The organism is Nitratifractor sp. (assembly GCF_015487065.1).
GTDB lineage: Bacteria > Campylobacterota > Campylobacteria > Campylobacterales > Sulfurovaceae > Nitratifractor.
Map to the genome: position 1 here is coordinate 1 of NZ_WFQN01000103.1, position 11,121 is coordinate 11,121.

Consider the following 11,121-nt stretch of genomic DNA (forward strand, 5'->3'; position numbering starts at 1 on the left):
GCGGCTCTCCATGGCCGAACGGCCTATCGACGAAGAGTTCCTGCGTAAGGAGCTGGAGAAGGCCGGGAAGTTTGATGAGGTGGCAATGGTGGAGGTGCTCTCCGCCAACCCCATTACCGATACCAAGGCCTACATCGAGGAGATCAAGGCTCTGGCGGCCAAACGCTCTCTGGTGACCTTAGCGACGGAGATCAAAAAGCTCACCATCGAAGAGAGCCTGGAAGCGATGGAGGTGATGGACCGGGTGGAGCAGAAGCTCTACGAGATCACCCAGGAGAGTGTCAGCGAGGATTTCCGCCCCTCCCAGGAGATTACCGTCTCGATGATCCAGGAGATTGAACGGCTCAAGGCCATGGGCAACTCCAAGCTCATCGGGGTCGATACGGGATTTCGCAACCTCAACGAAAAGACCAGCGGCTTCGGCAAGGGGGACCTGGTGATCGTGGCGGCGCGGCCGGCGATGGGCAAGACCGCCCTGGTTCTCAATATGGCTCTCCGGGCGATCGAACGGGGAGAAGGGGTGGCCTTTTTCTCCCTGGAGATGCCGGCGGAGCAGCTGATGCTGCGGATGCTTTCAGCCAAGACCTCCATTCCGCTCCAGGCCCTGCGGGTGGGGGACCTGACCGATGATCAATGGAACCAGCTCTCGGCGGCGGTGGAGGATATCTCCCGGCGCAAGCTTTTCGTCGACGACGGAGGCTACGCCACGATCCACCATGTGCGCAGCAAGCTTCGCAAGCTCAAGATGCAGCATCCCGAGATCTCCATGGCGATCATCGACTACCTGCAGCTGATGAGCGGCGAGGGGAGCCGGGAAGGGCGCCAGCAGGAGATCAGCGAGATCAGCCGGGGACTCAAGCAGCTGGCGCGGGAGCTGCAGATGCCGATTCTGGCGCTCAGTCAGCTCAACCGTTCGCTGGAGAGCCGGGAGAACAAACGCCCCATGCTCAGTGACCTGCGGGAGTCGGGAGCCATCGAGCAGGATGCGGACATCATCCTCTTCGTCTATCGGGACGATGTCTACCGGGAGGCCAAGGAGAAGGAGAAAGAGATGAAGGCCAAGGCCGAAGGGAAGGAGTACAAGAGTACCTTCCGGGCCAAGCTGGAGGAGGAGACGGAGCTGATCATCGGCAAACAGCGGAACGGCCCCACCGGGACGGTGGATCTGATCTTTCAGAAGCGTTTTACCCGCTTCGTCGATGCCGACAAAGGCAGCGCTGGTTTCGAGGTGGTTTTCGAAGAGGGCAATATCGATATGCGGGAAGGGAACATTGAACTGCCCCCGATCTGATAGATCGAGTCCTGTGCAAAATCATCGGTTTCACTCGATAGCTCCGGCAGTCGCTAATGAGAAGCGTCAACGAAGGACAACTGCTTGTCCTTCGTAGCTTCGGAACCGAAACGGTCGGAGCGAAGCGAAGCCGTGGAGGCTGGGCACCCCTTCGGGGCAAGCGCTCCTTTGTCGCCATCGAGTGAAACCTCTCTTGGATGTGCAGGGGCTCTTGCAGGAAAAACAGAAAGGAAGAAAGGGTGTCCCGGGCGATCGAAAAGGTTCCGTTGCTGGAGGGGCGTCGGGAGTGGGGGCTCTTCTGGGGGATTGTGCTGCTGCTCTTTTCGCTCCATCTCGCCTGGGAGTACCGCGGCTACCGTGAGTTCGTCTCGAAACCCTTTTTCTATACCTGGGGCGACGTGTTCAAATCGATCCCCAAATCCTCGGACCGGGGTAAGTATCGGATTCTGAAGGTTCGCAGCGAGGGAGGGTTGGTTTTCTATACCCGCAGCTACCGCAAAGCTTCGCTACAGGGGAAGCGGGTCCGTCTGCAGCTTTTTCCTTCTGAACGGATCGGTTTTGTCGACTATCTCAAGGGTCCCTATATTCCCTCACGGCTCAAAGCGGTCCGAGAGGATACCGGCAGGCTGAAGCAACGTCTCTCCGCTGCCATCTCCCGGCAGCATAGCGATCCGGAGGCGGCTGCTTTTTATCGCGCGATCTTTCTGGCTGAGCCGCTGCCTCCCGCTCTTCGGCAGAAGGTGGCGGAGCTGGGGGTCAGCCACCTGGTGGCGTTGAGTGGTTTTCACCTGGGGATCCTTTGGGGCGGAATCTTTCTGATTCTACTGCCGATCTACCGCTTTTTTCAGCGGCGCTTTTTCCCCTGGCGCTACGACCTGATCGATCTGGGGACGCTGAGTCTGCTGCTCCTGGCGGGATATCTCTGGCTGACGGGGATGCCGCCTTCGCTGCTGCGCTCCTATGTGATGCTGTTGCTGGGCTGGGGGGCGGTTTTGCTGGGGATCGAGCTGGTGAGTTTCTCGTTTCTGGCGATTGCGGGAGGAATCCTGGCGGTGATGGAGCCGGCGTTGCTCTTCTCTTTAGGGTTTTGGCTTTCGATGACGGGGGTCTTTTTCATCTTTCTGCTTTTGAAATATTTCGGAGAACTCCCGGGATGGAGTATAACGATGATAGTGATTCCTGTGGGAATCTTCTGGCTGATGCAGCCGGTAACCCATGCCCTCTTTCCGCAGCTGAGCCTTTGGCAGTTCGCCTCGCCGCTGTTTTCCTTGCTCTTTATCCTTTTTTATCCTTTGATGCTTTTTCTGCATTGGATTGGAATGGGTGGAATGTTGGACGAAGTTTTGTCCTGGCTCTGGGCGCTTCCGGGAGAGGGAACGGGAGAGAGGATGCTGCCGCTTTGGATGTTGGGGGTGTACGGAGGTGTTGCGCTGGGGGCGATCCGGTATCGCCCACTCTTTTATGCGCTTTTTCTCATCAGTGGAGCCGCTGTATTCTGGCTCTACCGGGGGGCTTGAAGGGGATTACTTCTTGATCTTGGTGAAGACCGAGCCGTCCAGAGAGATACCGGCCATGAGGCCCTGATTGCCGAAGGCGAAAGCGACGATGGTCTTTTTGAAGTCCATGGTGCTCAGATCCATACTGGCGCCCACATCGACAAAGGCGACAGAGCCGTCGACGCCGACTTTCCATTTGTTGCTTTGGCGAAAGCTTTGCAAGGCACCGGGGGTGAGGAACGCGATAATGAGCGAACGTCGCTGCGCTCCCGCCTGGAAACCGATAGAAGCGGAAAGGACGGAGTAGTAATCGGTGATGTTGAACTGCGGAGGCTGTCCGGGTTGGGAGGGCTGTTTGACCAGGAGCCCTCCTTCCCCGTACTCTCCCCCGACGACAAAGCCCGCTTTGTAGAGATTGGGAACGACAAGATACCCTTCGGTTCGGTTGAGAAAGTCCTGAGCACCGGGAACCAGCTGGGTGAATTTTTTGACCGTGTCATGAATCTGCATATCCAGGATCTGTTTCGATTCGGCCGAAGCGATCTGTGTCCAGCTCAGGATCAGCGCAAAAGCAAGCCCCAACATTTTTTTCATAACAACTCCTTCGTTCCGTTGATGTTGGAGATTATCATAGCATAGTTTTGTGTTTTGGGATTATCGCTGTAGGGTTTGGATTCAAATGTGTGCAAAGGAATCCGTGGGATTTCTTGTCGATCGGCTATCTTCACGTCATCCTGAACTCGGTTCATGCTTCACGGCTTGATTGGCATTTAAAGCGCTGGATTCCGGATCAAGTCCGGAATGACAAAAATTTCTCAGAAGATTCAATTCCGCTTTGGCGAGGAAGAAAGCAGGGGACTCCCGGACTCTGCCGGGAGGGAGAAGGTTTACTTCTGATGGGCTTTGTGGACTTCGATCAGCTCCTCGATGTTGGTATCGAGGACATAGACGTTACTGTAGCCCAGCATCTCAAGATAGCCCATGACCCGGTTGGCAAACCAGCCTTTGAGGCAGGCGACGACGATGGGGTCGGCTTTGTTGACCGGGAGCTCGTCCGCATAGTCGTAGAATGCGGGGTAGGGCATGTAGTAGGCGTTGGGGATATCCGCCTCCTGGGCATTGTCCCCGTTGACTTTGGCGGGCGGGCGGACATCCAGCAGGACGGCCCCCGCATCCATCAGCAGCTCCCTTGCTTGATGGAGGGTAACATGCCCCAGATTCTCCTTCTCTTTGTTGGGCTCGATGACCTCTTTGAGTTTTTCGGCGACAGATTCTTTCATGATTGCTCCTTTTTGGGTTTGGGTCTATTCTATCACACCGGGGTTACTTAACGGCGATATCCCGGCGTTTCTTGGCGGCGACTTTCTCGAAGGTGATGATGAGCCGTCCGTTTTCGTAATGGGCGTCGATGCTGTCCCGGTCGATATCGTCCGGGAGATAGAAGCTCCGTGCATATTTGCCGAAGGCACTCTCCATCAGGTAGTAGTCCTCTTTTTTGACCTCTTCTTTTATCTTGCGCTCGGCCGTGACGATGAGGTAGTCCCCTTCGATGCTGACGTTGATATCCTCCTTTTTGACCCCCGGCAGGTCGATTTCGATGGTGAAACTGTCCTTTTGCCGGTTTCTGGAGAGGTTGGCCAACGGCAGATGCCGGGCGACGTTGGAGAGGGCCTCTTTGAACTTCTTGCCGACCTCTACGACGCCTTCTTCCACCTTTTTGGTGTCAAACTTCTGAACATCTTTTTTGACATCGCTCATAGTGGACCTCCTTATTTGATTTCGATCTTTTTGGGTGCTTTTTCGACCACCTGGGCTTTGGGGATGCGTATCATCAGGACGCCGTCTTTGGCTTCGGCCTCGATCTTGTCGGCATCCACATCCTCGGGAAGGGTGAAGCTCCGTTCGAACTTGCCGTAGACGCTCTCGACGCGGTAGAACTCTTCGTCTTTGCGCTCCTCTTCTACCTTGCGTTCTCCGGAGATCGTCAAGACGTTGTCGTCCACGTCGATGGAGATATCCTCCTTTTTCACACCCGGGAGATCGACTTCGATGTAGTAGGCGTCGTCGGCTTCCCGGGTATTGACCGCAGGGACAAAATCCACATTGGCTGCCTCCGCGGCTCCTTTTTCCACCGCATTGAAGAGGCGGTTGAAAAGCTCCATGCTCTGCCGAACGTTTTGAAACTCTTTGTAGGGATCGAATCGACTGATCATCATGGTTCACTCCTTTCATCTCATTCTGTGGGCTGTCGCCCATTTCACAAAAATTTTAGCAGGAGAGAGGGGAATCGGAGTGCGACATAGGTTGCATAGAGGGAAATTTTTTATTGAGTGCTCAGAAAATTGATTTGCTATCGTTGAATATGTAATGAATGAAGATTATGAGGATACTTTATTTGGAAAAGAATATAATTCGGGAGATACCAAAACGAGGTGGTGACCCCTAGGAGACTCGAACTCCTGTGGCCAGGATGAAAACCTGGAATCCTAACCGCTAGATGAAGGGGCCGTTGTGTTTTGGTAGGCGCAATTATAGGGAGTGATTCCTTATGAATTTCTTAAATATAGGTGAAGAAAGTGAAAAAATGTTAAAAAATCTTATCGGTTTCACGGCGGTATTGCTGTTGGGAGTTCTGGGCGGATGCCGTTCACCGGGACTTCCCAAGGCCCAGGAGGGGGTCTTTGTCCTCTGGAAAACCCCGGTGATGCGTTATGCCGATCAGGGATTCCTCTATCGGGGCGAGAAGAGGATCCGTCTGGAGGTCTATGCCAACGGCCAGGCGGTGATGCGGCTGAGCGTCACCTCGACACAGATTTGTTCGGGAGCGCTCTGTATGAGCCCGAAAACCTTCAACCTTCGCTATCTCTCTCCCGCCTATCCCCCGACCCTGCTGTTCCATCTGCTTTCAGGAGAGCCGATCTTCGGTGGCGAAGGGAAAAAAGAGCTTGAAGGAGGGTGGCTCCAGGAGATACACCGGGCAGGAGAGTACGATATTCACTATCGCGTTTCAAAGGACTCCATAGATTTTCGCGATACAATCAACGCGATCGTTATCAAAATCAACAAAGAGAAATAGTATGCCAAGCAGTCAAAAATTTGTCGGTGCCCATGTGAGTGCAAGCGGCGGGGTGGAGAATGCCCCGCTCAATGCCCAGGCCATCGGTGCCAAAGCCTTCGCCCTCTTTACCAAAAACCAGCGCCAGTGGAAGGCCAAGCCCTTGAGCGAGGAGAGTATCGAAGCCTTCAAGCGCAACCTGGAGGCCGTCGGCATCGCCCCGAAGCATGTCCTACCCCACGACAGCTATTTGATCAATTTGGGGCATCCCGAGCCGGAGAAACGGGAAAAGTCTCTGGAATCCTTCATCCATGAGATCGAGCGCTGTGATCAGCTGGGGCTGGAGAAGCTCAATTTCCACCCCGGCAGCCATCTGGTGAAGATCCCCAAAAAAGATCCTGACTATGCCGCCAAAGTCGAAGCGGCGGAGCGGGAGTGTCTGGAGCGGATCGCCGAGTCGATGAACCGGGCCGTGGAGGCGACGCCGAACTCCCGGGTCAAGCTGGTGATCGAAAACACCGCCGGCCAGGGGAGCAATCTGGGCTACCGTTTCGAACATCTGGCCCACCTGATCGACCGGATGGAGGCCAAAGAACGCGTCGGCGTCTGTCTCGATACCTGCCACACCTTTACCGCCGGTTACGATCTGCGGACTCCCGAGGCCTACGAGGTGACGATGAAGTCTTTTGACGAGATTGTCGGCTTCGACTATCTGGAAGGAATGCACATCAACGATTCCAAACCGCCCCTGGGCTCCCGGGTGGACCGCCACCACTCCCTGGGGATGGGGGAGCTGGGCTGGGAGCCGTTTCGGCTGATGATGAACGATCCTCGGCTCGACGACATTCCGCTGATCCTGGAGACTATCGACGAGTCGCTTTGGCCCGAGGAGATTCGGCGGCTCTATGCCCTGATCGGAGCCGGTTCGGTTCCATTTGAAACAAAGGAGGGAGAATGAAACGTTGTCTGAAAGGAGCGCTTCTGCTGGGGACGGCGGTCGCCGGCCTAAACGCCGCGGGGTACAAGCTCCCCGAACAGTCGGTCAGTTCTATGGCGCTTGGGGCTGCCTATGTGGCCCATACCACCGGGGCTGACACCGCCTACTACAACCCGGCCAATATGGCCTTTATGGATCCGCAGCGTCAGTATGTCGAAGGAGCATTGACGTGGGTACATTTGCCGGCGATCGATTATGAAGGCAAACAGTATTTGCCGTCGGTCGGATTGGTGCCTGCCGACGGAAGTACCAAGGTGGAGAATATCCCGGTGGGGCATCTCTTCTATGTCTCTCCGGCTTATGGAGCCTGGCGTTTCGGGATGAGTGTCGCGGCACCGGGAGGGCTCTCCAAACGCTGGGACAATCCGGTGCAGAAGCTCTTTGCCGAGGAGTTCACTCTCAAAATCATCGAAGCGAATCCCTCGGTTGCCTATCGGATCAATGATCAGTGGAGTATCGGGGCCGGCGTGAGGATGGTCTATACCGACGGGCGGGTCAAAAGTGACGGCATGACCTCCTCGGGCCGATTGGCGCGGGATATGAATGGTGATTCCGTCGATTGGGGATATAACCTGGCCGTAAGTTACCGACCGTCGAAAGATTGGAACTTTGCCGTCACCTACCGCTCCAACGTCAATTTGACGGTGGAGGGGACGGCGACGCTTTATGCGGGATCCCCCACCACCCCCATCTACCGCGGCGGGGCCCGGGTGACGGTTCCGCTGCCGGCGACACTGGATATTGCCGCCGCCAAGACCTTCGACGATGTGCTGACGGTAGAACTGGTCTATGAACGGACCTTTTGGTCCAAATATAAAAAACTCGATTTCAATTATGACGCGTCGCTGCCGGTCTTTGATGACCCCATCGACAAATCCTGGAAGGACAGCAACACTTTCCGTCTGGGACTGAGCTATCGTTACAACGATCGTCTGACACTGATGGGAGGTTACGCCTATGACCAGACCCCGGTTCCCGACCGGACATTGGGGTATGAACTTCCCGACAGTGACGGCAATATCTTCTCCGCCGGGTTTCTCTATCGGCAGACGGAGAATTTCGCGTGGGGAGTGGCGGTGCTTTATGACCACAAAAAGAGTCGCAGCCTTTCACTGGGAGAGAACGAGAACGGGATTGTCGGAACCTTCAAAAAGGGCGGAGCCTTCCTGAGTACCCTAGGGTTCCGCTACCGATTCTAGCAAATGACAAGACAGGAACGAGAAGCGATGGGAACGCTGCACTACCGCTACAACAACTTCTATGAGATGCTCAGGGATCACGGCGTGCGTCATCCCCGGCGCAAAGCGCTCTTTGTCGGAAACGAGACGATCCGCTACGGGGAGCTATTGCGCCGTGTGGATGCCCTGGCGGGTTATCTGCACTATCTTGGAGTAGAGCCGGGGGAACGGGTCGCGCTTTTTTTGCGCAACTCCTGGGAGTTTGTCGCGGCGGTAATGGCTATCAGCAAAGTCGGTGCGATTACCGTTCCCATCAACACCTTTCTCAAAGCGGAAGAACTTCATTATATTCTACAGGACAGCGGCACGACGGTATTGTTCGCTTCGGCTCTCTATGAAAAAGTGGTTCACGATTCCGGGGCCGGGGAGCTGGTGCGTCATACGATCTGGGAAGGAGGATTGCGACTGGCTAACGAAGCCAACGCGACCTTTGAAGAGGCTCTGGCAGCAGCTTTTACCTGCAAACCTGTGATGCGGACCTTGGACGATCTGGCGGTCTTTTTCTATACCTCGGGAACCACCGGCAAGCCCAAAGGGGCCATGCTGAGCTACAAAAACATTCTCTCCAACGCCGAATCAGCTTCGCAACTTTTCCATATCACCGCCAAAGATCGCACCATTGTCTTTTTGCCGATGTTTCATGCCTTTACCTTCTCCGTCGGTTTGATCCTCCCGCTCTATGTAGGAGCGTCGATCGTGATCATCCCCTCCCTACGTCCCTTCGGTAATATTTTCAAGCAGACGCTGCTGAAAGGGGTGACGGTCTTCTTCGGGGTGCCCGATGTCTACAACGCCCTGGCCAAAGCCAAGCTGCCGTGGTATTTTATGCTCTTTAACCGGATTCGGATCTTTGTCTCCGGAGCCGCCCCGCTGCAGACCAAGACTCTCAAGGCGATGTCAGAAAAATTCCGCCGGGCGAAGATGCTGGAAGGCTATGGGCTCAGCGAGAGTTCTCCGGCGGTTTGTATCAATCCCCTTCATAAGCAGAAGGAGCGCTCCGTCGGTCCGGCGATGCCCGGCTACGCGGTCAAGATCGTCGATGAAAATATGGTGGAGCTGCCCCGCGGAGAGGTGGGAGAGATCATTCTCTACGGAGACAACGTGATGCAGGGCTATCTCAACCGCCCTGAAGCGACGGAGGAGACGATCATCAACGGATGGCTCCGGACCGGAGATATGGGCTACATGGATGAGGAGGGGTATCTCTTTATCGTCGATCGCAAGAAGGATCTGATCATCTCCAAAGGAATCAATATCTATCCGCGGGAGATCGAAGAGGTGATCGACAGCTTTCCCGGGGTGGGGGTCAGTGCCGTGATCGGCGTGCCCGATGAGAAGAGCGGAGAGGTCCCCGTGGCCTATATCGAACCCGACGAGGAGCAGGGACCGCCGGATCTGACGCGCCTCAAGGCGCATCTGAGGGAGCATTTGGCCAACTACAAAATCCCCAAAGCATTCCATCTGGTCGACGAGCTTCCCAAAAACGCCACCGGCAAGGTCCTCAAACGGGCGCTCAAAGAGCGACTGCTTGCCGAAAACGAGCAAAGCGGGGAATGACACGGTTTTCCCAGAGGGGTTGTTTCGTCTGATTCAATCCCCATTTCTCAAGGATTTTTGTCATTCGCTTCGCTGTCATTCAACCCAAACTATGCATTAGATAGCACGCCATTTGCATCGATCATCGATGGCATGGGCGACACATCCAAAGCCTCGACGCACCCTCCGGGTGCGCCTACGTTTTGGCTGTGCACCCCTACACACCGAGCATCAACGCATCTGACGCACTTTCTAATGCATCGTATGATTAGCTTGTCTCTTTTTGAGGCATACTTTACTTTATCGGGGAATGATCAAGAACAACTAATGCATTGCTCTTTCAAGAGCGGAATTTATGCTGTTCCCATTCCCCGCTCTTTCCATAAGATTGGACGAAGAACATTAGGTCCGAAGACCTCTATCACGATGATAATCCGGAAAGAGACAAACATTGTAGCATAGGAGGATAACGATGAAAAAGAGAAGAGTCGTCGGTGTCGATGTTTCAATGGACAGCCTGGATTTCAGCCTCTACGATGGGCAGGAGCATCGAATGCGTCATATCCCCTATACCCGAGAGCATGTGGTCCAGGAGATGGTGCTTCCATTCAGGGTGGAGAAAGAAAATCTTGTCTTTGTCATGGAAGCGACGGGAATCTATCATACCCGGTTGGCCTGTTGGCTCTATGAAGAAGGAATGCAAGTTGCCGTGATCAATCCTCTGCAGATCCGTCGGTATGCGGAGATGAAACTGATGCGAATCAAAAGCGATGCCAGTGATGCCCGGCTTATCGCCGAATATGGATTCGATGCAAGGGAGCTTCCATTTTTCCAACCTCCTGCGCTCTTTCGCCAGGAGCTGGAACTGTTGCTGAAAGAATCCGAAGCACTCCAGCAGGAGAAGGTACGGACCCGAAACCGGCTTCATGCTCTTCAAAAACGTGCCGGAGTAAGTCCTCAGATGATTGAATTGATGAACGATCACCTCCAAGCCCTTCAGACAATGATCGACAAGATCGAAAAGTTGATGCAGACTCTACTCAAAAAGCATTTTCCTCAAGAGTATCAGCTTCTTCAGTCGATACCGGGTATCGGCCTCAAAACCGGCAGTGCCATTCTCTCCATGCTTCGGGGGTTCGAAACCTTCCAATCGGCCAAACAGGTTTGTTCCTATATCGGTATCGCCCCCAGCCCTTACGATTCGGGAAAAACCGTTCACAAGCGGGGCTCAATCTCCAAACGCGGCAACCCTCTCCTTCGCAAGCTCTTCTATATGGCTGCCATGAGTGCCATTCAATACAATCCGTTGATCCGGGCGAAATATGAACGTCTTGTGCAAAATGGGAAAAATGAAATGCAGGCTCTGATCGCCGCTGCAAATAAACTCTTGCGTATCGCCTTCGGGGTTCTCAAAAGGCAAAGACCCTTTGACGAAAATTATCTGGCTTCAGCCAAATTGTGCTCTAATGGAGCTTGACATTTTTCACAGAACATAATTTGGGATAAAA

At 54.5% G+C, this 11,121-nt stretch carries 12 protein-coding genes and 1 tRNA gene; 8 read left to right on the forward strand and 5 right to left on the reverse strand.

The genetic code is table 11. The features are described 5' to 3' along the window. The 3 genes from F8I07_RS05375 to F8I07_RS05385 form a co-directional block, all read left to right on the forward strand. The coding region (locus tag F8I07_RS05375) for a replicative DNA helicase (protein WP_292656720.1) at positions 1-1,291 on the forward strand (1,291 nt) is incomplete at its 5' end. Positions 1,292-1,347: 56 nt separating this feature from the next. Beyond that, entirely contained in the window at positions 1,348-1,476 is a 129-nt protein-coding gene (locus F8I07_RS05380; protein WP_292656722.1) for a hypothetical protein, read from the forward strand. 54 nt (positions 1,477-1,530) lie between these two features. After that, positions 1,531-2,808, forward strand: a complete 1,278-nt coding sequence (locus F8I07_RS05385; RefSeq protein WP_292656725.1) for a ComEC/Rec2 family competence protein — start codon at positions 1,531-1,533, stop codon at positions 2,806-2,808. A gap of 6 nt (positions 2,809-2,814) precedes the next feature. Here the strand turns inward: F8I07_RS05385 and F8I07_RS05390 are convergent, their stop codons facing one another. From F8I07_RS05390 to F8I07_RS05410, 5 genes are all read right to left on the reverse strand, one after another. Continuing rightward, positions 2,815-3,381: a YSC84-related protein gene (locus tag F8I07_RS05390; protein WP_292656727.1), complete on the reverse strand. Its 567-nt coding sequence runs from the start codon at positions 3,379-3,381 to the stop codon at positions 2,815-2,817. 293 nt (positions 3,382-3,674) lie between these two features. After that, positions 3,675-4,067 carry a rhodanese-like domain-containing protein gene (locus F8I07_RS05395; RefSeq protein WP_292656729.1) on the reverse strand — a complete coding sequence of 131 codons (393 nt, stop codon included), beginning with the start codon at positions 4,065-4,067 and terminating at the stop codon, positions 3,675-3,677. Positions 4,068-4,110: 43 nt separating this feature from the next. Further along, positions 4,111-4,545 (reverse strand): Hsp20/alpha crystallin family protein, encoded by a 435-nt coding sequence (locus F8I07_RS05400; protein WP_292656732.1) that lies wholly within the window; start codon positions 4,543-4,545, stop codon positions 4,111-4,113. Positions 4,546-4,556: 11 nt separating this feature from the next. After that, positions 4,557-5,003, reverse strand: coding sequence for an Hsp20/alpha crystallin family protein (locus F8I07_RS05405; RefSeq protein ID WP_292656734.1), 447 nt, complete (start codon positions 5,001-5,003; stop codon positions 4,557-4,559). 217 nt (positions 5,004-5,220) lie between these two features. Continuing rightward, positions 5,221-5,295 (reverse strand) — tRNA-Glu (locus tag F8I07_RS05410). Positions 5,296-5,371: 76 nt separating this feature from the next. Between F8I07_RS05410 and F8I07_RS05415 the strand changes: the two genes are divergently transcribed. The 5 genes from F8I07_RS05415 (at position 5,372) to F8I07_RS05435 (ending at position 11,090) form a co-directional block, all read left to right on the forward strand. Further along, positions 5,372-5,863 (forward strand): hypothetical protein, encoded by a 492-nt coding sequence (locus F8I07_RS05415; protein ID WP_292656736.1) that lies wholly within the window; start codon positions 5,372-5,374, stop codon positions 5,861-5,863. A gap of 1 nt (position 5,864) precedes the next feature. Then, complete coding sequence (gene nfo / locus F8I07_RS05420) at positions 5,865-6,800, forward strand: deoxyribonuclease IV (RefSeq protein ID WP_292656739.1); 936 nt, start codon at positions 5,865-5,867, stop codon at positions 6,798-6,800. Beyond that, the gene (locus F8I07_RS05425) at positions 6,797-8,038 is read left to right on the forward strand and encodes an OmpP1/FadL family transporter (RefSeq protein WP_292656742.1); all 1,242 of its coding nucleotides are present in this window, start codon (positions 6,797-6,799) and stop codon (positions 8,036-8,038) included. The genes nfo and F8I07_RS05425 overlap by 4 nt, the downstream gene beginning before the upstream one ends. Before the next feature lie 3 nt (positions 8,039-8,041). After that, on the forward strand, positions 8,042-9,634 hold the full coding sequence (locus F8I07_RS05430; protein WP_292656745.1) for a long-chain-fatty-acid--CoA ligase: 1,593 nt from the start codon (positions 8,042-8,044) through the stop codon (positions 9,632-9,634). Between the two features lie 451 nt (positions 9,635-10,085). After that, complete coding sequence (locus tag F8I07_RS05435; protein ID WP_292656747.1) at positions 10,086-11,090, forward strand: IS110 family transposase; 1,005 nt, start codon at positions 10,086-10,088, stop codon at positions 11,088-11,090. Positions 11,091-11,121 lie beyond the last annotated feature (31 nt).

Bases quoted from the DNA above. Each gene is read 5' to 3' on its own strand.
- F8I07_RS05400 (WP_292656732.1), bottom strand. From the start codon at position 4,545: ATGAGCGATGTCAAAAAAGATGTTCAGAAGTTTGACACCAAAAAGGTG.
- F8I07_RS05425 (WP_292656742.1), top strand. From the start codon at position 6,797: ATGAAACGTTGTCTGAAAGGAGCGCTTCTGCTGGGGACGGCGGTCGCC.
- F8I07_RS05380 (WP_292656722.1), top strand. From the start codon at position 1,348: ATGAGAAGCGTCAACGAAGGACAACTGCTTGTCCTTCGTAGCTTCGGA.
- nfo (WP_292656739.1), top strand. From the start codon at position 5,865: ATGCCAAGCAGTCAAAAATTTGTCGGTGCCCATGTGAGTGCAAGCGGC.
- F8I07_RS05415 (WP_292656736.1), top strand. From the start codon at position 5,372: ATGTTAAAAAATCTTATCGGTTTCACGGCGGTATTGCTGTTGGGAGTT.
- F8I07_RS05390 (WP_292656727.1), bottom strand. From the start codon at position 3,381: ATGAAAAAAATGTTGGGGCTTGCTTTTGCGCTGATCCTGAGCTGGACA.
- F8I07_RS05435 (WP_292656747.1), top strand. From the start codon at position 10,086: ATGAAAAAGAGAAGAGTCGTCGGTGTCGATGTTTCAATGGACAGCCTG.
- F8I07_RS05430 (WP_292656745.1), top strand. From the start codon at position 8,042: ATGACAAGACAGGAACGAGAAGCGATGGGAACGCTGCACTACCGCTAC.
- F8I07_RS05405 (WP_292656734.1), bottom strand. From the start codon at position 5,003: ATGATGATCAGTCGATTCGATCCCTACAAAGAGTTTCAAAACGTTCGG.
- F8I07_RS05395 (WP_292656729.1), bottom strand. From the start codon at position 4,067: ATGAAAGAATCTGTCGCCGAAAAACTCAAAGAGGTCATCGAGCCCAAC.